The sequence below is a fragment of the Pinisolibacter sp. genome, from assembly GCF_036782435.1.
Classification (GTDB): Bacteria; Pseudomonadota; Alphaproteobacteria; order Rhizobiales; family Ancalomicrobiaceae; genus CALBKH01.
On sequence record NZ_DAIPZB010000021.1, the window covers coordinates 18,834 to 44,557 of the forward strand.

The window sequence follows — 25,724 nt, forward strand, 5'->3', positions numbered from 1 at the left end:
CGGCCGACCGGCGAGGCGAGGCCGGGGCGCGGATGACGGCGGCGGCGATCGTCGTATGATGCGGGCAGGATCCCGCTGCCCTTCGACCGGAGGCCCGCAACCATCACCGCGCTCGCCCCGTCCGCCCCGACGCGCCTGCGACCGCTCCGCCTGCTCGCCGCGCTCGATCCGCGGCGGCGGGTGGCGGCGGCGATCGGCTGGTCGATCGGCGCGGTGTCGCTGGTGGTCGCGGCGGTGGTGGGCGCCTGGACCATGGGCGAGGCGCGGCGTGCGATCGAGGGCGAGATCGGCCTCGTCTACGCCGCCCATGCGCAGCGGCTGGTCGAGACCATCGACGCCAATCTCGCCGGCCGGCGGCAATGGGTGGCGGCTTCGGCGACGCTGATGGGCGCGCGCATCGGCGCCCTGCCGCAGGCCGACGTCGGGCAGGTGCTGACCGACCTGAAGAGCGCGCTGAAGGAGATCGAGTGGGCCGGCGTCGTCGACACCCAGGGCGTGGTGATCGCCGCCACCGGCGACGTGCTCGCCAACCGCTCGGTGGCGTCGCGGCCGTGGTTCACCTCCGGCTTCCTCGGCCCCTACGTCGGCGACGTCCACCGCGAGGTGATGCTCGGCCGCGATCCGTCGGGGGCGCGCGGCGGCGAACCGCTGCGTTTCGTCGACATGTCGGCGCCGATCCGCGACGCCACCGGCGACGTGCTCGGGGTGCTCGGCGCCTCGCTCGGGCGGTCGTGGATCGAGGGTCTCAGGGCGGCGACGCTCGACGGGCTGCGCAAGACGCGCAGGGGCATCGAGGTGCTGGTGGCGGGTCGCGACGGCACCGTGCTGCTCGGCTCCGACCGCGTGCCGGCGGGGACGCTGATCGACCTCGCGAAGTTCCACGGCGAGGACGGTTGGCGGGTCGAGGACGGGCGGCTCACCGGTGTCGCCCGGTCGCGCGGCTTCGCCGATTTCGGCGGGCTCGGCTGGTGGGTGCTGGTGCGCGAGCCGACGGCCATCGCCTTCGCCCCGGCGGGGCGGACGGCGGCCGGCATCTTCGCGGCGATCGCCGGCGGCGGCGTCTTCGCGGCGCTGATCGGCGCCCTGGTGGCGGCACGGCTGATGCGGCGGCTGAAGTCGGTCGCCGAGGCCGCCGATGATCTGCGGCTCGGCCGCGCCGCGGCCTTCCCGGCGCTCACCGGCGAGGACGAGGCGGCGCGCATCTCGCGCTCGCTCGGGGCGCTGATCGCCACGCTGCAGACCGCCAACACCGAACTCACCAGCCTCAACGCCGAACTCGATCAGCGGGTGGCGGCGCGGGCCCGAGAGATCGAGCGGATGGAGCAGGAGAACCGTTTCGCCGCGGTGGTGCGCGAGCGGCTCAGGATCGCCCGCGACCTGCACGACACGCTCGCCCATTCGCTCCTCGCCCTCCTCACCCAGATCCGCCTCGCCCGCCGCCTCGTCGGCGATCCGGCGCGGGTCGACGGCGAACTCGCCGCGGCCGAAGAAGTGGCGCGCGAGGGGATGAACCAGGCCCGCGACGCGGTGATGCAACTGCGCTATTCGCCGGTGCGCGACGACGGTCTCTCCGAAGCGTTGCGGCGGATGGTCAAACGGCTGCGCGACCGCATCGACATCGAGGTCACCGTCTCGGTCGACGATCGCGCCGCCTCGCTCGCCGACCGCACCACCGAAGCGGTGTTCCGCATCGTCGAGGAGGCGGTACGCAACGTCGAGAAGCACGCGGAAGCCCGTCACATCGCCATCACCGCGCGGGTGGTCGGCCGCGACGACGGCGACCATCTGGTGGCCGAGGTCGTCGACGACGGCGTCGGTTTCGACCCGCAGGAGACCCGCGACGGCCACTTCGGCCTCGTCGGCGTGCGCGAACAGGCCGATCTCGCCGGTGCGACGCTGGAGATCGAATCCCGGCCGGGCGAAGGCACCCGTGTCGGCTTCGACGTGTTGCTCTGAGTTCGGTCCTGCGAGATCTCGACGAGGTACGGCGCGGGCGTGCCGGAGGTGCTTCACCCCGCCCCTTCTCTTTCGTCGACCCTTCGCGTCACCGGATCGGGCCGGTTTCGGCGCCGCGCATGATCCTTCGGGACGCGCCTGCGGCGCTCCTCGGGATGAGGCGTCGGTGATTTCGGTGAAATCGAGGGTGCCCCATCCCGAGGAGGCGTCGGAAGGACACCGCCGCCAAGGATCGTGCACGGGAGCCGACCCGAGCCACCTCGAAATTGCGCGATGGCCCGAGCGTGAAAGGGAACTGCGAAGCGTCACCGCGCCCGACGGCGCGCGCCCGGCCGCCGCACCATCACCGGCGCCGACTTGTTCCGCGAGGTGCGGGACCTGAGGCTCGCCCTACTGCTCGGCGGGACGGCTGAGCCGTTCTGCGGTGCTCACTGCGGCCGTTGGTCGGCGCGGATGCCGTCGCGGACGGAATCGCTCGGGTGGAGGATCACCTTCTCGCCCTCGGCGAGCCCCGAGACGACGCGGGCGAAGCGCTGATTGCGTTCGCCTATGTCGATGCGTTTCAGCTTTGCGCGACCGTCGACGACGATGAACACCGCCCAGCTCTCGCCGGAGCGGAAGAGCGCGCCGATCGGCACCGTGACGACGTTCTCGCCGCGCCACACGACGATACGGGCGACGACGCGGAAGACGTGGCCGAGGCGGGCCCGTTTCTCCGGCGGTTCGACGAAGTCGAGCACCACCTTGACCCGTTGCTCCTCGATGCCCAGCGCCGAAACCTTGGTGTAGGCGGTCGGCTCGACCCGGCGCACCCTGGCGGCCAGCATCGGCTCTCCACCCCAGCTCTCGATGCGCGCCGTCTGGCCCGGCTCGACGCGGACGGCGTCGCGGGAGAGGAGATCGACGACGATCTCGAGATCGCGCGGATCGCCGATCTCGACCAGCGGGCTGCCGGCCGGCACCACCTGCTCGCTCTCGGTGATGAGCTTCAGGACACGGCCGCTGACCGGCGCACGCACGTCGATGCAGCAGGCCGACGACGCCTCGCCCCCCTGCCCCGGCTGGATCAGCTGCGCCTTGGCGCTCTCCAGCTCACGGCGGCGCACGTCGAGGGTGGCGAGCGCCGAGGCGACGGCGGACTCGGCGGTGGCGACATCGAGGCGCGCCTTCTCGAGGCTGCGCTCGGCGATGGTGTTGCGTTCGGCGAGTTCGGTGGCGCGACGCAGGTCGCCGCGGGCGAAGGCGAGCTGCGAGCGCGCCTGATCGACCTGGGCCTGGGCCAGCGACACCGCCGATTTCGCCGCCTCCACCGCGGCTTCGGCGACCCGGCGGGTGCGGGCGTCGAGGAACACCGGATCACCGGGTTCGAAGCGGGCGACGACGGTCTTCTCGGCGACGACGGAATCGCCGACGGTGAGCGGGCTCCTGAGCATCTTTCCGGCGGTCGGGGCGGAGACGGTGTAGACGTCGCGGATGCGGGTGACGCCCTCGTCCTCGACCGTCACCTCGAGGGTGGCCCTGCCGATGGTGGCGAGATCGACCAGAACCGGCCGCGGCCACAGCGCCCAGGCGAAGGCGCCGGCGACGGCGAGCGCCGCCGTGGTCCACACCAGTCGTCTCGTCCATCCGTCGGCCATGATCATTCTCGCGTCTTGAGGACTTCGATGAGGTCGAGCCGGTCGACCCGCCGCCGCACCACCAGAGCGGAAACCAGTGCGGCGAGGATCACCACTCCGCTCGCCTGGGCGTAGACCTCGGGCAGGACGACGATCGGCACCCGATAGAGCTCGCTCTCGAAGGCGCGAACCATCGCCTCGGCGATGCCGCGGCCGATCAGCCAACCGATCGGCTGGGCGGCCAGCGTCAGCAGCGCCAGTTCGGCGAGCAGAATCCCCGACACCTCGCCGCGCGACAGGCCGAGGACTCGCAGGCTCGCCATCTCGCGTCCCTGTTCGGAGAGCGAGATGCGGGCGAAATTGTAGACCACGCCGAAGGCGATGATCATCCCGAGCGACACGTAGACGGCGATCATGATGTACATGTTCTCCGCCAGCGTCTCGCGGAACTTCATCAGCGCGATACGCTGCAGAGTGACGAAGCCGGCGACCGGCGTCGTCTTGAGTTTCTCGAAGTAGGCCTCGCGTTTCGCCTCGTCGTAGGCGACGTGGACGCCGTCGATCAGCGCTCCTTCGCGCATCATGCGATTGGCGGCGGCGAGGTCCATGTAGGCGTCGAGGCCGAGATAGCCCTCGATGATCACCGTCACGGGCACTTCGACGCGACGCCGGTCGCGCTCGAGCAATTCGACCTCGACGAGATCGCCGACCTCGACGCGCAGGATGCGAGCGAGCATGTCGGAGAGCGCGATGCCCTCCTCCGGCAGGGTGACCGGTACGAAACCACGGCCGAGGACGCGGGAGAGATCGCCGCCGCGCGGCTTGCCGGAGATCGCCACCCGCCGCTCGACGGTGCCGTTGCGGATCTTCACCGGGATCGAGCGGTAGGGCTCGACGGTGAGGACGCCGGGCAGTGCGGCGACGTCGGAGAGCGCCGACCAGGAGCGCTCTCGGGCGAAGCCGATGCTCGAATCCTGGCGGTTGGCGCGGTTGAAGGTGACGTCGATCATCAGGTCGGTCGAGCCGAACACCCAAAGCGTGCCGACCAGCACCGAGACCGACAGGGCGATGCCGAAGATCGAGCCGAGGCTGCGCAGCGGCTTGTGGAAGATGTGGCGGACGACCATCACCAGGGTCTGGCGTACGGCGAGGAGCCGGTAGAGGCGATCGGCGAGGCCGTGGCGGTAGCGTGCCGGGGCCGGCGGCTGCATCGCCACCGCGGGCGGCAGCTTGACCACGGCGGCCACCGCGGTCGCCGCCCCGCCGAAGGCCGCGGTCAGCGTCACGGCGAGCGCGATGATCCAGGTGCTCACCTCCATGCGGAAGACCAGGAAGGGGAAGTGGTAGAAGTCGCCGTAGAGGCGGGCCATGCCGTTGCCGAGCCAGGTGCCGAACCCGACGCCGAGGATCGAGCCGATCACCGCGATGGCGCCGACGAACTCGAGATAGTGGGCGCCGACGGCGAGATCGGAATAGCCGAGCGCCTTGAGGAGGCCGATCTGTTCGCGCTCGAGCGCGATCAGCCGGGTGAGGGTCATGTTGACCAGGAAGGCGGCGACCAACAGGAAGATCGGCGGCAGGATCCGGCTCATCGCCTCGAGCTGCTTCATCTCGGCGTCGAGGAAGGCGTGGCTCATCTGGTCCTTGCGCCCGTAGGCGCCGAGCCCGCCGTAGCGGGTGAGCATGCCGTCGAGGCGCTGGACGACGTCGGCCTCCGAGGCGTCGCGCATCAGGGCGATGTGGACGGTCGAGAAGGCGCCGGTGAGATCCCAGGCGGCGGCGAGCGCCTTCTCCGACATCCAGACGATGCCGAAGCGGCGGTCGTCGGGCATCAGATCGCCGGGACCCATGGCGTAGACGAACTCCGGCGACAGGGCGACGCCGACGATCTCGAGCACGCGTTTGCGACCGTTGATCAGGGCGGAGAAGGTCGAGCCCGGCTCGAAGCGGTTGGCTTTGGCGAAGGGCTCGCTCACCACCACCTCGCGGTCGTCGCCGGGGGTGGGTTTGCGGCCGCGCACCATGTGCAGGAGGTCGAGGCGTTGCTCGCGCCAATCGGGCAGCGACACCATCATCGCCGACGCCGGCTCGACCATGCCCGGTAGATCGAGCAGCGCCAGCTTCGAGACGCGCGGCTCGACCGCCGCGACACCGGGAATGTGGGCGATCTCGTCGGCGAAGACGGCGGGTGCGCGGGTCAGATCGGCGAAGACGTCGGCGAAGCGGTTGCGCTCGTAGTAGGCGGTGCGGGTGTCGCGCAGCGAGGCGTGGGTGCCGACGCCGAGGATGAGGGTCGCCGCGCCCGCCGCCATCACCAGGGCGATCGCCAGCGCCTGCGGCCACAGCCGGACGAGATCGCGCAGGAGTTTGCGGTGGAGAGCACTCATGGCGTCACCAGGTGATCTCGGCCGGCGCCTTGCGCTCGGTGATGAGGTTGGCGGAGACGATGCGACCGTCGCCGAAATGGACGACCCGGTGAGCGATCTCCTGGATGGTGACGTTGTGGGTGATGACCAGGGTGGTGGCGCCGAGCTCGGCGTTGACCCTGACCAGCGCTTCGAGCACCAGGATGCCGGTCTGCGAATCGAGCGCGCCGGTCGGCTCGTCGCAGAGCAGGACCTCCGGGCGCTTGGCGATGGCGCGGGCGATGGCGACGCGCTGCTGTTCGCCGCCGGAGAGCTGGGCCGGGAAATGATCGAGCCGGTCGGCGAGACCGACGACGGCGAGCGCGTCTTCGGCCCGCATCGGATCACGGGCGATCTCGGTGACGAGTTGGACGTTCTCGCGCGCCGTCAGGCTCGGCACCAGATTGTAGAACTGGAAGACGAAGCCGACGTGATCGCGGCGATAGAGCGTCAGCTCGCGCTCGGACATGTCGGCGAGCGGGTGGTCGGTGAACCACACCTCGCCGGCGGTGGCGCGATCGAGGCCGCCGATGATGTTGAGGAAGGTCGACTTGCCCGAACCCGACGGCCCGAGCAACACGACGAATTCGCCGCGCGCCGCCTCGAAGTCGACGCCGCGCAGAGCCTGCACCTCCACCGCGCCGGTCCGATAGACCTTGGTGAGGGCTCGGGTGAGAAAGATCGGTCGGGTCATGGTCGACATTCGATCCGGGATCGGCGCCGACCTTACACCCGCATCCTCCGCTTGTCCCCCCGACGGAGCGCGGAGCCCGAGCCGGCCACGACGCACGCGCCGCCGTCACTCGACCTTCACTTCGACGGTCTCGGAGATCACCGAGCCGTCGTCGTCGTACCATTCGAACTGCAGTTTCGAGGTCTCCTCGAGCTTCAGATGAAAGGTCAGGAAGGGGTCGGCCGACACCGAGGTGTAGAAGTCGGAGGCGAAGACCTCCTTGCCGTTGGCCTTGCAGACGAATTTGTTGATGATCTTGCGCGGCAGCGCCTTGCCGGACTCGTCCTTGCGATTGCCCGATTCCATCGGGTGCTTGAGCAGGGTCTTCACCTGGAAGACCTCACCCTTCTTGACCGACGACGGCAGTCTGATGCGGGGCTTCTCGGCCATCTCGCGTGTCCTTCCGAACCGTTGGATCGGTCGCGGCGGTGACCGGGGCGTCCCCACCCGGTCGGGCCGCGCCGTGTTTCACCTCACCGCTGCGACGGCAGCGTCTGGATGTAGGAGAGGATGCCGCTCGCGGCTTCGCGCGGCAGCGCCATCAACGGCGGCATCGGTTCTCCGGGATGGCCGTTGAGGATGCCGTGCAGCGCCCGCCACGGATCCTGCGCGGCGATGCGTCCGAGCGGCGGCATGGAGCGGATCTCGCGACCGTCCGCTCCGTGACAGGGCGCACAGATGGTGTGGTAGTGCGAGGTGAAACGCTCCGCCTGTCCGCGCGACCGACGGGTGGTGCGATCGATGTACTCGTCCATGTCGAGCTGACCGCGCGACACGAAGTTGGCGAGGTCGAGCCGATCACGCGGCGACAGGAGTTTGGCGTAGCCGTGCAGCGGATCGGAGAAGCGGGCCATGATGCGCCCGGCGTCGGCCCAGGCCATGCCCTCGATGCCCTTGGTCGCCGGCTTCTGTTCGGCCGCCGCCGCGGCGCCCGCCTTGCCGCGATAGTCCCAGCCGTGACACTCCTTGCAGCGCCACGTGGTCCGCGGCTCGACGCCCTTCGGCGGGGTGCCGGAATAGGCCGGGTGGATGCCTTCGGGGACCTCGCGGCCGTTCTCCTTGTACCAGGTGTCGTAGAGCCGCCCGCCACGGACGATCGAGGCGAGGAGGTCGCGCGGCGGCAGGGCCTGGATATAGGCGAGGATGTCGACCAGCGTCGCCCGATCGAGCACCCGCAGCGCCGGCATGGTGCCGTTGGGATGGCCGTTGAGCAGGGTGTGCATCGACTGCCAGGGGTTCTCGCGCGCGACGTCGCCGAGCGGCCGGGCGTCGACCAGCGCCTGACCGTCGTTGCCGTGGCAGTTGGCGCAGATGGTCTGGAAATAGACGTTGCCGTTCGGCGCCCAGCCCTTGGCGCGCAGCGTCGTCGGCTCGATGGCGTCGTCCATGACGATCTGCCCCTTGGCGACGAAGAGGGCGAGATCGGCGATGTCGTCGGCCGCGAGGAAATCGCCATAGCGATGGGTGGCGTCGCCGAGGATCTTGGAGATCTCCCCGACATCGGTCCCGAACCGGCCGGCGATGCCGCCGACCAATCCGGTCATGCCGATGCGCGGTCCGGTGCCGTCCTTGCCGCGATAGTCCCAGCCGTGGCAGTCGATGCAGCGACCCGGTGGTCGGGTCGTGACCTCCTGCGACCGCACCGCCCGACGGAGGCTGTCGGAGCCGATCTCCTTGGCCCAGTCGTCGTAGAGGCGGCCGCCGCGGGCGATGGCCGCGGCTTCGTCGCCCGCCGCGCTGGCGGGCGCGCCCCCGATCCAGGCCGTTCCCAGTGCGGCGAGGAGCGCGCCGACGACGGCACCACGTGACAGTTTCATCTTCGTTGTTCCCGCTTCTCGCGATCCGCGCCCGGCGGCATCGAACTCGATCGCCTGCGATCCTCGAGGAATCGGCGCTCGATCGAGACCCGCTCCGCCGGCCGGATCGCCGTGGTCCGCGCCTCATACTGGGCTGATGAATTTCGGACTCGTCCGAAATTCATCAGCCTTACGGCCTGACCGGCCGACGCCCGTTCGGGCTTGCCTTCGCCCATGAAGTTCTGAACAGGTCAGAACTTCATGGGCTCGGTATCAGTCGCCCTCGTAGCCCTGCGGCAGTTCGTGGACGATACCCTTGTGGCAATCGATGCAGGTCTTGCCCTCCTGCATGGCCACCGGATGTTTCAACTTCGCTCGGCGGCCCTGCTCCTCGAGGTTCATCGCCCCGAAGTCGTGGCAATTGCGGCACTCGCGCGATCCGGTCGAGGACATCTTGGCCCAAACGCGCTTGGCCATGTCGAGGCGGTGTTCCTCGAACTTCTCCTTGGTGTCGATCGTCCCGAGGAGATGATGCCAGACGTCCTTCGCCGCCATGACCTTGGCCATCAGCTTGGGGCCGAAGTCCTTGGGCACGTGGCAGTCGTTGCATTCGGCGCGGACGCCGGTGCGGTTCTGGAAATGGATCGTCTTCTTGTACTCGGCGTAAGGACCGTTCTCCATCTCGTGGCACGAGATGCAGAACTCCAACCGGTTGGTGTACTGCGCGAAGACGGTGAAGCCGCCGAAGAACACCGCCGTGACGGCACCTCCGAGCAACAGAAGTCCCAGCGCGCCGCCCGTCATCCAGGACGGCACGAGCCATCGTTTCAACCCAGCGAACACGACACTGCTCCCCGGCCCGCGGGCGGAGCGCGCCGCTCCGCCCGCTCACCGTCGTTCGAGTTGGTCCTCAGCCCCAGATGTCCGCGGTGATGTTGCGGAACCAGCTCTGGGCGTAGAGGACCTCGCGCTTGCGGTCCTCGTCGGAAGCGTCGATCGGCGACAGGCCGCCCGAACCCTGCACTTCGGCGATCGCGTTCTTCTCGGCGTCGTAGGTGTAGACACCGGCGACGGAGAAGGCGTGGTTCTCACCCGCGATCGAGTAACAGGTGTTGACGTAGGCCGGGGTCGGCGCCGCCTTGCCGGACAGCATCGCCGCCACCGCCGCCGCGGTCACCTTGCCCTGCGAATTGGCGGCATAGCCGGACTTCGGCATGGTCGCCGCATCGGAGCCGTCGCCGAGCACGTGGATGCCCGGGATCTTCTTCGACTCGAAGGTGGCCTTGTTCACCGGCGCCCAGTTGCCTTCGGTCAGCCCCGCGTCGAAGGCGATCTTGCCCGCCTTCTGCGCCGGAATGACGTTGATCACCGCGGCCTTGACGGTGTCGAACTCGGTCTGCACCGCCATGCCGGCCACGTCGAGCGCCGTGGGCTTGCCGCCCTTGGAGGCGGGGACCCATTCGATCAGGCTCTTGTCGGTGCCGAAGCCGTAGAACTTCGCCCAGGCCTGCTCGAACAGCTTCTGCTTGGAGAAGCCGTCCTTGGTGTCGAGGATGATGATCTTCGACTTGGGCTTGTGGTGCTTGAAGTACTGGGCCACCTGGCTCGCCCGCTCGTAGGGACCGGGCGGGCAGCGGTAGGGGTTCGGCGGGGCGACCATGACGAAGACGCCGCCGTCCGGCATCGCCTCGAGCTGCTTGCGCAGCAGCGCGGTCTGCGGACCGGCCTTCCAGGCGTGCGGGATCTTCTCGGCGGCTTCGGCGGTGTAGCCGGGCAGCGCGCCCCAGGCGAAGTCGATGCCCGGCGCGACGATGCAGCGATCGTAGGGGAACTTCTGACCGCCCTGGGTGGTGACGACCTTGGCGGCGCCGTCGATGCCGACGACGAGGTCGTGGACGACCTCGACGCCCGCCTTGGCGAGGCCGGCATAGCCGAACTTCAGGCTGTCGAGGGTGCGCTCACCGGAGAGCACCTCGTTCGACATGAAGCAGGTGTAGTAGTCCTTGTTGGCCTCGATGAGCGTCACCTCGATGGAGGGGTCGGCCCGGCGGAGGTACTTGGCGGCGGTCGCGCCGGCCGGACCACCGCCCACCACCACCACCCTGGCGCCGGCGGCGCGGGCGACGTGGGGAGCGGCGAGCATGGTCGAGGTGGTGGCGCCGACACCGGCGATGAACTTGCGACGATCGATCATGAACATGTGACGAACCTCCTCGGGCTCACTTGACGCCGGCGTAGTAGTGGAGGATCGGCTCGAAGGCCTCGCGACCGCCCTTGTCCTTCATCAGGGCATCGAACTTGACCTTCTGCCGCTTCTCCGGCTCACGCTTGCCGTCGAGGAAGTCGGCGATCGAATACTGCAGGTAGGGAAGCATCTGCCCGGCGAGGACGCCGACACCTTCGCCGACCTTGCCCTCGTCCTCGTGACAGGACTCGCAATACTTCTTGGCCAGCGCCTTGCCTTCCTTCGCCTTGGCGGCGTCGACCTTCTGGCCGGGACGGTGGAACGGCTTGGTCTGGAAATGTTTGGCCATCGCGGCGATGTCGTCGTCGGAGTAGGCCTTGGCGATGCGCCCCATCACCGTCGACTGACGCTTGCCGGCCTTGTAGTCCTTCATCGACAAGATGAAGTAGTCCGCCGAAAGAGAAGCGATGGTCGGCGTCGCCGGACCGTTGCTCGACCCGTCGGTGCCGTGGCAACCGGCGCAGGTGTCGGCCATCATTTCCGGGCTCGCCTGCGCGAATGCGGCGGGCGCAAGCCCGATGGTGCCGGCCACGACGGCGACACCGAGCAGTCGATGGAAGCTCGACTTCATCATCTCGTTTCCCCCTTTTGATTCATTATCGAAGTCCCGCCGCTTTCTTTTCGAAGCGGTTCTGCGGTCGTCCGTACGTCGGTTGTTCGTCCTCCTTCGACTTCACCGTGCGACATCCCTCGAGTCGCGACGCCCCGGCACTCGCCTCTCCACATCGTGATCACGGATACCGACGTGTCGGCCGCCCGACGATCACCGAGCGCTTTGCATCGCAGCAAAAACACATGGAGCAACATCCGGCATCATGATCATATTTATATATTCGACTATAAATAAAGGCCCATTTTCACGGAAACGGCACATGTCGAGTGATATATCAGAGCCTCCCCGTATAGTGCTTCCACTAGTCTGACATCTCACGCAACGATCGGCAAATCCTCACGATTCCGCCAGAAAAGTGGCCGACACCGACCGCATCGGCAGCCGCTTCACTAGCCTTCCTCTCGGTCAGACCCATGACTCGATGGCAGTCGAAGCGGCGCTCGGATCGATCGCCGGGGGCGCCGGCATCGAGCCGACGCCTCTCCTCCTCCCCCCGCGGATACCCTCTTCGAGGCGAAAGGCGTGCGTGTCGAACGGCACCGCAACAAGGCGGAGAACTTCGAAGATCTTGCGAAGAGCGCTTGATCGGCGTCGGACATATCGTAATATGATGAATTACTGAAACACTCGATCGACGAGTGAGAAGAACGAGACGGCGAAACGCCGTTCGGGGGGAAACGGGACGCCGAGGGTCGCTCCGCCGAGATGCGGACGCGGCCATCGTGGTGTGCGATCTTCGCGCACGCATGCGGTCGTCCGACGTCACACACCCGACGGCTCTCACCACTCGCCCCACACGTCGACCGGCGTGCGAGCGTTTCCCTGGTCGCCAGCGACCCAGCGGTCACGTGGGCGGCGGTCGGGAGACGCGGAGCGGCGTTCCATGCATCCTCGGGGGAGGGAAAGAAGCATGATCACCATCGACCGTCGTCGGACGCTGGCGCTCGGCGCCGGCCTCGCCTTCCTCTCCGCGGCGCCCTTCGCCGTCGGCCCGGCGCTCGCCGCCAACGACACGGCCGAGATCGCCAAGGCCTTCCTCGGGGGGAAGGAGCCGATCAGGGGCAAGCTCGCCGTCGACCTGCCGGAGATCGCCGAGAACGGCGCCACCGTGCCGATCGTCGCCTCGGTCGCCAGCCCGATGACCGACGCGTCGCACGTCACCGAGATCCTGGTGTTGGCCGAAGCCAACCCGAGCGCCAACGTGGTGCGCTTCCGCTTCACGCCGTCCTCCGGCAAGGCGGACGTGTCGCTGCGCATCCGCCTCTCCGCCACTCAGAACGTCTGGGTGCTGGCCAAGACCAACGACGGCGAGGTCTATCTGGAAAAGAAGATGGTGAAGGTGACGCTCGGCGGCTGCGGCGGCTGACCCACCGAACCACGAGACACGCCGCGGCCCCTCGCACTCCGGACGGGACCGAGTGACCCGCGGCGAAACCGGGAAACAACGACGATCGAAAGCGGGCGCCTTCCCGAACGGACGGTTCGGCGGCGCACCGGCCCATCCGAGGGGGGATCCGCATCCATGGAGAATCTGCGTAGCCTGATCGCCGAGAACGCCGCCGTCGCGCTGGCGTGGGGCGGCCTGATCATCGGTATCGTCTTCGGCGCCGTGGTGCAGCGGACCAATTTCTGCACCATGGGGTCGCTCTCCGACATGATCAATTTCGGTGACGGCCGGCGCTTCCGCTCCTGGTGGCTGGCGACCGCGACGGCCATCGTCGGCGTGCTGCTGTTGCGCGGACCGGCCGGCGTCGACCTCTCCAAGGCCATGTATCTGTCGACCAACCTCGACTGGGCCGGCGCGGCGATCGGTGGCCTGTTGTTCGGCTTCGGCATGGTGTTCGGCGGCGGCTGCGCCAGCCGCAATCTGGTGCGTGCCGGCACCGGCGACCTGCGCTCGCTGATCGTGCTGATCGTCATCGCCATCTCCGGCTACGTGGCGATGGGCGGCCTGCTCGGGCCGATCCGCGCCGCCATCTCGACGGCGACCTCGATCGACCTGTCGGCCAGCGGCATGGCGAGCCAGAGCCTCGGCGCCTTCCTCGCGCGCTTCACCGGCGTCGCGCCGGGAAGCGCAGAGACGATCATGGCGGTCGTCGTCGCCATCGCCATCGCCGTCTACTGCTTCGCCCACGCGCCGTTCCGCTCGTCGCCGGTCCACATCGTCGCCGGTGTCGGCGTCGGCCTGTGCGTCGTCGCCGGTTGGGCGCTGACCGGCCTCGCCTACGACGAACTGGCCGACGTGCCGGTCACGCCGGGCTCGCTCAGCTTCGTCCGGCCGGCCGGCGACACGCTGGAATGGATGCAGCGCTACACCGCCATCCCGATCCCGAACTTCGGCGTCGCCACCGTGTTCGGCACGATGATCGGCGCCTTCCTGATGGCGGCGATGCAGGGCAAGCTCAAGCTCGCCACCTTCTTCGACGTGTCCGATACGCTGCGCAATCTCTTCGGGGCGATCCTGATGGGCATCGGCGGCGTGGTGGCGCTCGGCTGCACCGTCGGTCAGGCGGTGACCGGCGCGTCGACGCTGGCGGTCTCCTCGTTCATCGTCTTCGCCGGGCTCATCGGCGGCGGCATCGCCGGCATGAAGGTGCTGGAGAACCTGGACTGAGTTTTCCGCGTCGGCGGGCGGTGTGCCGCCCGCCGACGCGTCCCGAACCCCGAGACCCGCCGCGTTCCTCCAAGAGCGCGGCGGGTTTTTCGTCGTCCATTGCCCGGTATCAATGCGCCGGATCGGACGACGTGCTCTGCTTCTCGCCGATGCGGTGAGGAGAAGCTCGATGGCGGATCGCCTCCCGTTGCGGTTCGTGGCGCTGCTGCTGGTGTGGCTCGCCGCGCTCGGCTCGATCCTCGTGCCGCAGAACGCGGACGCGGCGGAGGAGGCCGCGGTCACCGTCCACATCTTCTGGCAGAAGGGCTGCCCCTACTGTGCCGACGCCAAGTCGGAACTGGCGCAGATCGTCGCCGGACGGCCGCGGGCCCGTCTCGATCCGATCGAACTCATGGCGAGCGACGGCGACGACGCGCTGTTCGGCAAGGTCTCGGAGCATTTCGGCATCGGCCAGCCGGCGGTACCGCTGGTGGTCATCGGCGAACACGTCTTCCTCGGCCACGCCGACGACGGCCGCAGCGGCCGCGCCTATACGGCGGCGATCGACGGCTGTCTCGGCGCGACCTGCCTCGACGTGGTCGCGGCGCTGCGACGGGGCGAGAGCCCGCCGCGCCCGCCGCCCTACGCCGAGGAGGAGAGCGCTGCCGTCTTCGTTCCCGACACCGTCGAGGTTCCGTTCTTCGGCACGGTGCGTACCCGTGACCTGTCGCTGCCGGCGCTCACCGTGGTGCTCGCCGCCGTCGACGGCTTCAACCCCTGCGCCATGTGGGTGCTGGTGTTCCTGATCGGGCTGTTGCTCGGGCTCGAGAACGAGAAGCGGATGTGGTGGCTCGGCGGCGCCTTCCTCCTCGCCACCGCGGCGATGTATTTCGCGGTGATGGCGGCGTGGCTCGAGCTGGTGCTGGCGATCGGCACGGCGGCGTGGCTGAGGCTCGTCGTCGGCGCCGTCGCGGTCGCGGCCGGCGGCTGGTTCCTGTGGGAGTTCAAGGCGAACCCCGACGCCGCCTGCCGGGTCACCGACGCCGACCAACGGGCGCGGCTGATGTCGCGGTTCCGCCGGGTGGTGGCGGAGAGCCACCTGTTGTCGGCGACGATCGGCATCATGGCGCTCGCGGTGGCGGTGAACTTCATAGAACTGATCTGCTCGGCCGGTGTGCCGGTGGTCTACGGGCAGATCCTGGCGATGTCGGATCTGACCCCCGCCGCCCACTACGCCCATCTCGCCCTCTATCTGACGGTCTTCATGTTCGACGACGTGGCGATCTTCGTCACCGCGATGGTGGCGCTCAAGGTCAGCGGGCTGACCGGCGCCTATGCCCGCTGGTCGCATCTGATCGGCGGCATCGTCCTTCTGGCGCTCGGCGCGACCATGATCTTCCGACCCGAATGGTTGGGCTGAGCGGGTCCGCGACATCGTGACGGCGGCGCGACGTTCGGCCGATCATGGCGTAGCCATAGGAGAGGCGGAGAATCGACACGATCGGCTCCACACGATGGGCCGTCCGGGCGGAATCGAACCGAGCCGCGAAGTCGGCGCCCCGGCAGACAGGAGAAGCGACCATGGCCGTCACACCTCTTCGCACGACTTCCCCGGTGCGCCGCGCCCCCCTCCCCGGCCGCGCCCTGCTTCTCGCCTCGGTCGTCTTTCTCGCCGGGTCGCTCGGTGCGGGCGCGGCGGAGCTGCCGTTGAGGCGCGTCGTCCTGTCCACCTCCGGTCTCGCCCAGTTCACCCATGCCGGGCCGGTGACCGGTGGATCGACGATCGATCTGCCGGTGCGCCTCGATCAGGTCGACGACATCCTCAAGAGCCTCACCGTGTTCGACGCGCTCGGGGCGGTGGGAACCGTGTCGCTGCCGGGACGCGAGCCGCTCGACCAGCTGTTCCGCGATCTGCCGTTCGACGCCAAGGCGCTCGACGGACCGCTCAGCCTGGTCAACGCGCTGGTCGGCGCCGAGGTCGAGATCAAGGGGCCGGTCGACGCCCGCGGCCGGATCCTCAGGGTGACGCGCGAGACCGTCCACACGCCGGAGGGCCGTGACGCCACGGTCCGCCATCGGCTGTCGCTGATCACCGACCGCGGCATCGTCCAGGCGGTGTTCGAGGAGATCACCTCCCTCGCCTTCACCGACCCGCAGACGCGGGCGCAGATCGACCGCGCCCTCACCGGGCTGATGGAGAACCGCGCCAAGGACCGGCGGACGCTGTCGATCGGATTGACCGGCAAGGGCGAGCGCGAGGTCGGCATCGGCTACGTCGTCTCGGCGCCGATCTGGAAGACGAGCTGGCGACTGGTGCTGCCGAAGGACGACGCCAAGGGAGCCAAGGGCGCCAAAGCGCGACTGCAGGGATGGGCGGTGTTGGAGAACCTCACCGGCGGCGACTGGAAGGACGTCGACCTGACGCTGGTCTCGGGCAATCCGGTGGCGCTGACCCAACCGCTCTACACCTCCGTCTACGGCAAGCGCGAGGAGGTGCCGCTCGCCGGCACCACCGCCCCGTCGATCGTCCCGCCGGCGCCGGCGCCGCGCATGGCGCGCAAGGCGGCGCGGCCGGGCATGGCGCCGGGCGCGATGCAGGAGATGGCCGGACGCGCTCAGATGGCGCGGCCCGTTCCCGCCCCGCTCGGCGCCGCACCGATGGCGTCGATCGCCGACGCGGTGACGACGGAGGCGGAGGAAGCGGCGACGCAGATGCTCTACCGCTTCCCGACCCGCATCTCGCTGGCCACCGGCCACACCATGATGGTGCCCTTCGTCGACCGCGAGATCGGCGTCGAACGGGTGTGGCTCTATCGGCCCGACCTGCACGAGAAGCGGCCGTTCGCCGCCGCGCGGCTGATCAACGACGGCGACACCGGCCTGCCGCCCGGCATCGTCACCGCCTTCGAGACCGGCGGCGACGGCGTCACCAACCACGTCGGCGACGCCCTGCTGCCGCAGTTGCCGCGCGGGAGCCAGAAGTTCGTGACCTTCGCCCTCGACACCAAGACCGAGGTCCGGCGCGAGGACATGGGAGAGCGTCGCACCGTTCTCGGCACCGCCGTCGACGGCAAGCTCACCACCACGATCAAGTCGCGGCAGGTGATCGCCTACGAGGTGACGGCACCGGCGGACGAGGATCGCGACGTGCTGGTCGAAGAGGAACGGCCGACCGGTTGGGCTCCGGCCGCCGAGATCACCGACGTCGAGACGACGGCGACGGCGTTGCGCCGCCACATCCGCGCCGCCAAGGGCACCACCGCCAAGTCGGAACTGGCGCTGGAGCGCATCGACCAGCAGATCGTCACCCTGACGACCCTCGCGCCGGAGGAGATCCTGGCGCGGGTGAGCGGGCTCTCCAACGAAGGTCCGGCGTTGCGTCAGGCGATCGACCAACTCGCCGAAGTGGTCGGCGACATCACCCGCGCTCGGGCGCAGAAGTCGCGGAACGAAGCGGAGCGCAAGAAGATCGGCGAGGATCAGGAGCGCATCCGCAAGAACCTCGCCTCGGCCGGTCAGTCCTCCGATCTCGGCCGGCGCTATCTCGACACGCTGCGCAAACAGGAAGACCAGCTCGCCGAACTCGCCAAGTCCGATCAGACCCTCGACGACACCATCGCCGCCAAACGCAAGGCGGCGGAGGAGATCGCCCGCAAGCTGAAGCTCTGATACCGAGCGGATGCAGTTCCGACCTGTTCGGAACTTCTTCCGCGAAGGCGAGCCCGAACGGGCGCCGGCCGGTCGGGCCGTAACTCACGAAATTCGGACGAGTCCGAATTTCGTGAACTCGGTATGAGACACGAGGGGAACCGGTTCACCGCCGTCCCCCTCCGCTTCTCCTGCGAAGCCGGCGGTGGACAACATCGCGGGCTTCGACCACCTTCGGCCGGCGGTTCGCGGCGGAGGGAGAGGCATGGCGGTACGCTCGATCGTGACCCACCCCGACCCGTGCCTGAAGACCCGGGCGGCGGAGGTGGAGACGTTCGACGCCGAACTCGCGACCCTCGCCGGCGATCTCCTCGACACGATGCGGGCGGCGCCCGGGGTCGGCATCACCGGGCCGCACATCGGGGTGATGCGGCGCGTGGTGGTGCTGGAGCTCTCGGCCGAGGACGGGGTCCGGGTCTATGTCAACCCGCGGGTGATCGAGGCGTCGGGCGACACCAACCGACACGTGGAAGGCAGCGTGTCGATGCCGGGGATCGTCGAAGAGGTCGAACGCTCGGCGCGGATGCGCATCGCCTTCCAGGACCTCGCCGGCGTTCGTCACGAGGAGGAGGCGGACGGTTTCCTCGCCGTCTGCCTGCAACACGAGATCGACCAACTCGACGGCATCTTCTGGCTCGACCGGCTGTCGCAGCTGAAGCGCGACCGGGCGAACAAGCGATGGGACAAGGCTCGCCGTCAGGCGGGTCGCGGATCGTGACCACCGGACGCATCGGCCGACCGGCGGCGCGACGAAGGAGAAAGACATGAGCGACGACGAAGCCCTCACCCGCCGTCTCGAAACGGTGGAGGCGGCTCTCGCCCACCAGGAGCGCACCATCGCCGATCTCGACCGGGTCGTGCTCGATCAGTGGCGGCGGATCGAGGAGCTGTCGCGCCAGCTGTCGCGACTGACCGACCAGATGCGCGAGGCGGAAGGACGGCTCGACGCCGTGGCGCCGCCGGAGCCGCCACCTCCGCATTATTGACGATGGCTCAAATTACCGACCCTGATGGTCGGTGTTTCGTACAATTTCAGTCAACCTGTAGGAATTGCGGCGCTTTCCAGGGTTCACGGGGTCGGTGCAACTCCCTATCGACAAAAGTGGCCTCGAGGGTCGAAAATAGAAAAGTCGCAGAAATCAAGATCAGAACGACGCGACATGTGGAAGGAGACGAACATGCCCGAAGCGATGAGCTCGTGGCGGGGCTCCACTTCCGCCGCCATTCATTCGACACAGCGACGAACGAGGCCGATACTGGCTTCGACGATTTCGCTCGCGGTGATCTGCCTCACGACCACGGCCGTGTGGGCGCAACAGACGATGCAGCCCGGAGAGGCCTTTCTCACTCGCTTCTCCGGCGTGAGCGCCGGAGCGGCCGGAGCCGCGATCAACCCCTCCGGCACCGTCGGCAGCATCGTCGACATCCGTTCCCCCGGCCGCCCGCCGCAGGGTGAGCACTGGGTGGACGAACCGCAACACAGGCCGGTGACCGCCGCCGAAGTCGGCCAGGTCTTCGGCGTGGTGCTCGACGGCGCCAGCCCGCCGAACATCTATCTCTCCGCCACCTCGGCCTTCGGCCTCCACACCGTCCAGGGTGGACAGTGGATGCCCGGCATGTGGGGTCCCGGCGGTGGTCCGGGAACCATCTGGCGGATCGACGCCGCCGGTGGACGGGCGCAGCCCTTCGCCGACGTCCGGCTCAACGGCCGGTCGAACAGCGGCGCGAGCCTCGGCAACATGGCCTACGACAAGACCATCTCGATGATCTACGTCTCCGACATGGAGACGGGCATGATCCATCGGATCGACGCCACCTCCGGTGTCGACCTCGGATACTGGGATCACGGGACCGCCGGTCGCGCCAGGTTCACCGATGTGGAGAGCGGACAGAGCAGCAGCCTGCCGCCGATCGCCTTCGACCCGGCGTCGCGGGCCAAGATGAGCGACTGCGCCGCCGGTCCGTTCGACAAGACCCCGGCGTGCTGGAACCTCGCCCCGTCCGGACGGCGGATCTGGGGTGTCGGCGTCCGAGTGGCGCCGGGGTCGACCGATCGCCGCCTCTACTACGCGGTGTGGAGCGGCCCGGGTGCCGGTGCGAACTGGGACGGGGCCGACGAAACCGACAAGCGTAGTGCGGTGTGGTCGGTCGGTCTGACGTTCGACGGCGCTTTCGACGCGGAAGACGTCCGCCGCGAATTCGTGCTGCCCGACTTCTTCGTCGAGGCGAAGGACGTCGGCCGCGCCGGTTACAGCCGGCCGGTCGCCGACATCACCTTCGACGAATGCGCGAGCACCCCGGTGATGCTGGTCTCCGAACGCGGCGGCCATCGCAACCTCGGTCTCGGCACGCCGGAAGCCTTCGCCTATCCACACGAAGCGCGCACCCTGCGCTACGAGATGGATCAGGCCGGCAGCTGGCAGCCGGTCGGCCGTTACGACGTCGGCTTCTACGATCGGTACAAGGACGGCGTGCCCTTCATGAGAGCGGGCAGCGCCGGTGGTGCGGCCTTCGGCTACGGCTACAAGACCGACTTCTCGACCATCGACCGCAACGCCCCCGGTCAGTTCGTGTGGATCACCGGCGACGCCCTGTGCTCGCCCGACGGTCCGTGCCGCGCTCCGGATGGCGCAGAAGGAGAAGCCGTCTCGGCCTCCGCGATCGCGGCGGGTGCCGATCCTTCGGAAGTCCACGGCCTGCAGGGCCTGCCCGAGAACGCGGTGGGCGAACTGGCGCCGAGCGGTGCCTTCGCCGCCTATCCGCAACAGGGTGTCCCCTATGTGGCCTCCGGCCCCGATCAGTCCTACATGATCGACGCCGACCGCAACCTCGACGGATCGGGCGCTCCAATCCAGGAGGAATTCGTGCGCAACGACGCCACCAACATCGGTGACGTCGCGATCTACGCGATCTGCAACGCGCCGCGGGCGCCGCGCTCCACCGAACTGCTGCCGGTCATCCGTCGGCCGCAGATCGGCGTGGTGACGGTGATCGAAGGTCACGACCCGGTGCTCACCCATGCGACCATCGCGTCGCACGGAGCCCGGTCGAGCCACTACCGCATCGCCTCGCACAATCCGTGGTGGAGCCACGATCGGCTGAGAAGCCACAATCGTTGGCGGTCGCACGACGTGGTGGCCAGCCGGCCGCTGCATCGTCCGGTCGGGTCGTGGCACCGGCCGATCGGCTCGGCGCATCGTCCGATCGGTTCGCTGCACTTCCCACGCGGCTCGCTGCACAGGCCGATCGGCTCGATCCACCGACCGCGCGGTTCGATCCATCGTCCGCCGGGTTCGGTGCATCTGCCTCGCGGCTCGGTCCACCGGCCACTCGGCTCGCTGCACAGGCCGATCGGGTCGGTTCATAGACCGCGCGGTTCGATCCATCGTCCGCCGGGTTCGGTCCACGTCCCGCGTGGGTCGGTCCACGGACCGCGGATGACCCCGCATCGTCCGATCGGGTCGACACATCGGCCGCTCGGCTCGGCGCATCGCCCCGCCGGCTCGGTCCACCGCCCTCCGGGTTCGTTGATCCGGCCGCCGGGCGCGCTCCATCGTCCGGTCGGGTCGGTCCACCGGCCTCCGGGCTCGGTCCGCCGGCCGCCGGCCGCGGTGCATCGCCCGGCCGGATCGGTCCGCCGTCCGCCGACCGCGGTCCATCGCCCGGCCGGTTCGGTCCGCCGTCCGCCCACGGTTCGCCGCACCACCCCGCGGGTCCAGCGTTCCACCCCGCGGGTCCAGCGTTCCACCCCACGGGTCCAGCGCTCCACCCCGCGGGTCCGGCGCTCCACCCCACGGGTCCAGCGCTCCACCCCACGGGTCCAGCGTTCCACCCCGCGGATCCAGCGGCAAACGCCGGGGCGGTCCATGGGCGGTCAGCGGGTCCTCCGGCCGCAGCAGCCCCGGTGATCCGCCTGCCCTGAACGGGTGAATGCACCCGTTCCGAAGCGAACCAGACGGCCGCGGGCCAACCGACCCGCGGCCGTCGCATTCTCGACCGGTCACGACCGGAGATCTCGCGAGGTCGACCATGACGATCGCCACACCGCGTTCCGCATTTCTCGGGCTCGGACTGCTTCTCGGCCTCGGCGTCGGGCTCGCCCCGGCACTCGCCGAGGGACCCTCCCCGCCCCGTCTCGTGCCGCATCAGGGCTTCGTCGAGGACGTGTTGCGGAGCGGCGAGTTGCCGATCGACGACACGCGGGCGATGTTCTCCTGGGTGTTCTCGCAAATGCCGGACCGGGTGAAGGTCTGGCCGACGGAGAGCTACTGGTACTTCTCCTTCCTCCACCGCGGCGTGAAGTTCGCCGGCAACATCCGCCTCGACGCCAAGGACCGCGACGCCGGTAAGGTGCATTTCGCCTATTTCGAGGATCTCTCGGAATGGCGCGAGGAGCCGCAGATGTCCTACCTGCTGCTCGACGAGAAGCAGGGCGTGAAGCTCGAGAAGGTCGAGCCCTTCCTCTACCGGATGACGGTCGACGGGCGCTCGGTGCTGTTCGAGATCAACGACATGAAGGGGGTGAAGCCGCCGCCGGACGCCGTCTTGCCCGAAGAGACCTACATCGGGCCGGTGTTCGACGACAGCGCCGTGCGCTTCTTCCTGGTGTGGAACCCGAAGGCCAAGGTCTTCCACTACATCCTCGACGAGACCGGGCCGCCGCTCGAGGAGTTCCTCGGGACGCGCGAGAACGGGCGCACGCTGATCGGCAAGCGCTCGGGCTTCGCCTACTACATCGACCGCCGCACCGACCGGAAGATCCTGATCGGCGTGTTCGAGGGCAATTCGCGGGTCAACAACGCCTACGACGGACCGTTCGATCAGCTGCCCGACGCCTTCCTCGAGGGCGACACGCTACGCGACGCGATCATCGCCTTCGATCCCAAGATGAAGGGCAAGATCGACCGCTACGGCGGCCTCGCCGACGGATCGGGGCGCTTCCTCATCGCCCCTTACGCCTATTATCGCGACGCCGAGGATCTGGTGCCGTTCCACGAATGCGCCACCGACCCGGCCATCTCCAAGGAGAACTACGCCAAGTGCTTCTCGGTCGACTGGGACCGGGAGGGGCAACTCTCCGCCTACACCGAAGCGGAGAAGGCGACGAAGGGGAAGAAGGGCGGCAAGAGCGGCGCCAAGAAGCGGAAGGCCCCCCGCTGAACATGATCGAGGAGAACGACGGAGCGCCGCTTGCCGACGAGATCGGGTTCGACCATCTTGCCGGCCGGCGGCGCATCGCACACACGAGCGTCGGATGGAACGCACCGCGAAGCGGCGCGGGTTTCGGGGGACGTTCATGAGTCCGAGGTGGTCGGCGGTCTCACTCGCCGCGGCGCTCGTCGCCGGCTTCGCGTCGCAGGCGCACGCCGACGCGATCGATCGGCGCATCGACGCTTTGATGCGGAAGATGACGCTCGAGGACAAGATCGGGCAGGTCACCCTCGCCTCGATCGCCGAAGTCTTCGACTACGACAAGGTCACCTCCGGCGCCTACGGCAACGTCATGAACTTCGGCACCGCGCCGGAGTTCGCCAAGGTGCTCGCCGCCTGGCGCAAGTCGCGACTGAAGATCCCGCTGCTGCACGGCACCGACATCATCTACGGCAACCGCACGCTGTTCGTGCCGCCGCTCGGACAGGCGGCCTCGTTCGACCTCGCTCTCAACCGGGCGGCGTCGGAACAGGCGGCGCTCGAATCCGTCGCCGCCGGCACCAACTGGACCTATGCGCCGATGGTCGACCTCAATCGCGATCCGCGTTGGGGCCGCGTCGTCGAGGGCGCCGGCGAGGATGTCCATCTCGCCTCCTGTCTCGCCGGAGCGCGGGTCGAGGGACTGCGCGCCGGAGGGCTCGTCGCCACGGCGAAGCACTTCGTCGCCTACGGCTTCGGCGAAGGTGGGCGCGACTACGACGCGGTGGAGATGGGCGAGCCGTTCCTGCGCGACCGGGTGTTGCCGCCGTTCCGCGCGGCGATCGCCGCCGGGGCGCAGACGGTGATGTCGTCGTTCAACGCCTTCAACGGCGTGCCGGCGACCGCCAACCGCCATCTGCTCGACGACATCCTGCGGCGCGACATGAAGTTCCGCGGCCTCGTCACCTCCGATTGGGGGGCGATCGATCAGCTCAAGAACCACGGCCTGTCGCCGGATCCGCTCGATCTCACCGTCGCCACCTTCAACGCCGGTGTCGATCTCGACATGGCGTCGGACTTCTTCCGCAAGTACCTGCCGACGGCGATCGCGCAGGGGAAGGTGTCGAAGGCGCGGCTCGACGAGGCGGTGCGCCGGGTGCTGAGGGTCAAGTTCGAGGCGGATCTGGAGAAGCGCATGCATCTCGATCCGGAGGCGGCGAAGGCGGCCCAGGCGAAGCTCGACCGGCGCGGGCGCGAGATCGCGATCGAGATGGGACGGCGGACCACCCTGCTCCTCCACAATCCGAAGGACCGGTTGCCGCTCGCCGGGGTCAAGCGTCTGGCGGTCGTCGGCGGGCTCGCCGACAGCCCGCGCGACCACATGGGGCCGCATCCGGCGCTGAGCCAGATGGGCGACATCGTCACGCTGCGCGCCGCCATCACCGAACGGGCGGCGAAGGCCGGGGCGAGCGTCGACTATCTCGCGGCGTGCGGCGCCTGCCGTTTCCCGGCCGAGACCGACGAGGCGACCATCGCGGACGCCGCGAAGGCGGCGGGCGAGGCCGACGTGATCGTCGTCGTGGTCGGCGAGACCTACGAGGAATCGGGCGAGGCGGCGGCGCGTGCCGATCTCGCCCTCTCGGCTCCGCAGGTGAAGCTGGTCGAGGCTCTGGCGGCGACCGGCAAACCCGTCGTGGTGCTGCTGACCGGTGGCCGGCCGATGCTGGTCGAGACCATCATCGACAAGGTCGACGCCATCGCCATGGTGTGGTTTCCCGGCACCTACGGGGCGATCGGCGCGGCCGAGGTGCTGTTCGGCGACGTCTCGCCGTCGGCGCGACTGCCGCTGACGTGGCCGCGCTCGACCGGCCAGTTGCCGCTCTCCTACGACCGGCTGCCCACCGGACGGCCGGCGAGCGCCGACGACAAGTGGACCAACAAGTACATCGACATCGCCTGGACGCCGCGTTTCCCCTTCGGCTACGGCCTCTCCTACGGCACGACCACCGTCTCCGCCCCGCGCCTCGACAAGGCGACGGCGAAGGCGGAGGACACGGTGAAGGTCGTCGTCTCGGTGACCAATTCGGGCCGGATGGCGGTGCGCGAGACGGTGCAGGTCTATGTCAACGACGTCATCGCCTCGCGGTCGCGTCCGTCGCGCGAGTTGAAGGGTTACGCTCAGGTCGATCTGGCGCCGGGCGAGACGCGCGAGGTCGCGGTGCCGATCCGCATCGCCTCTCTCGGCTTCCACGTCGAGGACGGCTCCTACGTGGTCGAGCCGGGCACCTTCCGCGTCTTCGCCGGCAAGGACGCGACGGCGGAGGCCTTCACCGATCTCGAGGTGACCTCGGGTTCGAAAGTGCCGCCGTGGGCGGCGCCGATCCCTTGCGTCGATCGGGATGAAGCGGCGAAGCCCGGGAAGCGCCCCTGAGGCATTCGTCACGCGCTCGGCCATTCTCCGACCGCTTCCTCGACAAATCGACCGTGGTGGTTAGGATCACCGCCTTCGCGCCGTTCGAACGCCGGTTTCGACCGGTGCGGCACCACCCCATCGAGACGATCGAGGAAGAAGAATGAGCATCACCCGCATCGAGGTCGGTCCGCGCATGTCCCAGGCCGTGGTCCACGGCAACACCGTCTATCTCGCCGGTCAGGTCGCGGCGAACCCGGATGGCGCGTCGGTCGGCGAACAGACCCGCCAGATCCTCGCCCAGATCGACGCGCTGCTCGCCCAGGCCGGCACCGACAAGTCGAAGCTCCTCTCCGCCACGATCTATCTCTCGGACATCGCCACCTTCGCCGAGATGAACGCCCAGTGGGACGTCTGGGTCGTCCCCGGCGCCACGCCGGCGCGCGCCACCGTCGAGGCGAACCTCGCGGCGCGGGTCTACAAGGTCGAGATCGCGGTGATCGCGGCGATCTGATCCCG

19 protein-coding genes are annotated in these 25,724 nt (G+C 68.8%); 11 read left to right on the forward strand and 8 right to left on the reverse strand.

Going from position 1 to position 25,724, the window contains the following annotated elements:
• Window positions 1-180: 180 nt before the first annotated feature.
• Window positions 181-1,956: a histidine kinase gene (locus V7Q42_RS10800; protein WP_333824057.1), complete on the forward strand. Its 1,776-nt coding sequence runs from the start codon at window positions 181-183 to the stop codon at window positions 1,954-1,956.
• Between the two features lie 428 nt (window positions 1,957-2,384).
• Here V7Q42_RS10800 and V7Q42_RS10805 read toward each other — a convergent pair whose 3' ends face one another.
• The 8 genes from V7Q42_RS10805 to V7Q42_RS10840 form a co-directional block, all read right to left on the reverse strand.
• Window positions 2,385-3,593: an efflux RND transporter periplasmic adaptor subunit gene (locus tag V7Q42_RS10805; RefSeq protein WP_333824058.1), complete on the reverse strand. Its 1,209-nt coding sequence runs from the start codon at window positions 3,591-3,593 to the stop codon at window positions 2,385-2,387.
• Between the two features lie 2 nt (window positions 3,594-3,595).
• Window positions 3,596-5,959: an ABC transporter permease gene (locus tag V7Q42_RS10810; protein WP_333824059.1), complete on the reverse strand. Its 2,364-nt coding sequence runs from the start codon at window positions 5,957-5,959 to the stop codon at window positions 3,596-3,598.
• Between the two features lie 4 nt (window positions 5,960-5,963).
• The gene (locus V7Q42_RS10815) at window positions 5,964-6,671 is read right to left on the reverse strand and encodes an ABC transporter ATP-binding protein (protein WP_333824061.1); all 708 of its coding nucleotides are present in this window, start codon (window positions 6,669-6,671) and stop codon (window positions 5,964-5,966) included.
• A gap of 105 nt (window positions 6,672-6,776) precedes the next feature.
• Complete coding sequence (gene soxZ, locus V7Q42_RS10820; RefSeq protein ID WP_333824062.1) at window positions 6,777-7,100, reverse strand: thiosulfate oxidation carrier complex protein SoxZ; 324 nt, start codon at window positions 7,098-7,100, stop codon at window positions 6,777-6,779.
• Window positions 7,101-7,183: 83 nt separating this feature from the next.
• Window positions 7,184-8,527: a c-type cytochrome gene (locus tag V7Q42_RS10825; protein ID WP_333824063.1), complete on the reverse strand. Its 1,344-nt coding sequence runs from the start codon at window positions 8,525-8,527 to the stop codon at window positions 7,184-7,186.
• Between the two features lie 252 nt (window positions 8,528-8,779).
• Window positions 8,780-9,349 (reverse strand): NapC/NirT family cytochrome c, encoded by a 570-nt coding sequence (locus V7Q42_RS10830; RefSeq protein WP_333824064.1) that lies wholly within the window; start codon window positions 9,347-9,349, stop codon window positions 8,780-8,782.
• Window positions 9,350-9,416: 67 nt separating this feature from the next.
• Window positions 9,417-10,706 carry an FCSD flavin-binding domain-containing protein gene (locus tag V7Q42_RS10835; protein WP_333824065.1) on the reverse strand — a complete coding sequence of 430 codons (1,290 nt, stop codon included), beginning with the start codon at window positions 10,704-10,706 and terminating at the stop codon, window positions 9,417-9,419.
• A gap of 19 nt (window positions 10,707-10,725) precedes the next feature.
• Window positions 10,726-11,325, reverse strand: coding sequence for a c-type cytochrome (locus tag V7Q42_RS10840; protein ID WP_333824066.1), 600 nt, complete (start codon window positions 11,323-11,325; stop codon window positions 10,726-10,728).
• 949 nt (window positions 11,326-12,274) lie between these two features.
• Between V7Q42_RS10840 and soxY the strand changes: the two genes are divergently transcribed.
• The 10 genes from soxY to V7Q42_RS10890 all read left to right on the forward strand — a co-directional run bounded on the left by soxY (window position 12,275) and on the right by V7Q42_RS10890 (window position 25,719).
• Window positions 12,275-12,730, forward strand: coding sequence for a thiosulfate oxidation carrier protein SoxY (soxY, locus tag V7Q42_RS10845; protein ID WP_333824067.1), 456 nt, complete (start codon window positions 12,275-12,277; stop codon window positions 12,728-12,730).
• A 156-nt stretch (window positions 12,731-12,886) separates the two neighbouring features.
• Window positions 12,887-13,978, forward strand: a complete 1,092-nt coding sequence (locus tag V7Q42_RS10850; RefSeq protein WP_333824068.1) for a YeeE/YedE family protein — start codon at window positions 12,887-12,889, stop codon at window positions 13,976-13,978.
• 169 nt (window positions 13,979-14,147) lie between these two features.
• Entirely contained in the window at window positions 14,148-15,377 is a 1,230-nt protein-coding gene (locus V7Q42_RS10855; RefSeq protein ID WP_333824069.1) for a hypothetical protein, read from the forward strand.
• A 161-nt stretch (window positions 15,378-15,538) separates the two neighbouring features.
• A complete protein-coding gene (locus V7Q42_RS10860) occupies window positions 15,539-17,626 on the forward strand; it encodes a DUF4139 domain-containing protein (RefSeq protein WP_333824070.1) in 2,088 nt (695 codons plus the stop codon).
• Window positions 17,627-17,870: 244 nt separating this feature from the next.
• Entirely contained in the window at window positions 17,871-18,383 is a 513-nt protein-coding gene (locus tag V7Q42_RS10865) for a peptide deformylase (RefSeq protein ID WP_333824072.1), read from the forward strand.
• 46 nt (window positions 18,384-18,429) lie between these two features.
• Window positions 18,430-18,651 carry a SlyX family protein gene (locus tag V7Q42_RS10870; protein ID WP_333824073.1) on the forward strand — a complete coding sequence of 74 codons (222 nt, stop codon included), beginning with the start codon at window positions 18,430-18,432 and terminating at the stop codon, window positions 18,649-18,651.
• A gap of 294 nt (window positions 18,652-18,945) precedes the next feature.
• A complete protein-coding gene (locus V7Q42_RS10875; RefSeq protein ID WP_333824074.1) occupies window positions 18,946-21,573 on the forward strand; it encodes a hypothetical protein in 2,628 nt (875 codons plus the stop codon).
• 121 nt (window positions 21,574-21,694) lie between these two features.
• Window positions 21,695-22,825 carry a hypothetical protein gene (locus V7Q42_RS10880; protein ID WP_333824075.1) on the forward strand — a complete coding sequence of 377 codons (1,131 nt, stop codon included), beginning with the start codon at window positions 21,695-21,697 and terminating at the stop codon, window positions 22,823-22,825.
• Between the two features lie 136 nt (window positions 22,826-22,961).
• The gene (locus V7Q42_RS10885) at window positions 22,962-25,226 is read left to right on the forward strand and encodes a glycoside hydrolase family 3 N-terminal domain-containing protein (protein WP_333824076.1); all 2,265 of its coding nucleotides are present in this window, start codon (window positions 22,962-22,964) and stop codon (window positions 25,224-25,226) included.
• Between the two features lie 142 nt (window positions 25,227-25,368).
• Window positions 25,369-25,719: a RidA family protein gene (locus tag V7Q42_RS10890; protein ID WP_333824077.1), complete on the forward strand. Its 351-nt coding sequence runs from the start codon at window positions 25,369-25,371 to the stop codon at window positions 25,717-25,719.
• Window positions 25,720-25,724: the final 5 nt, after the last annotated feature.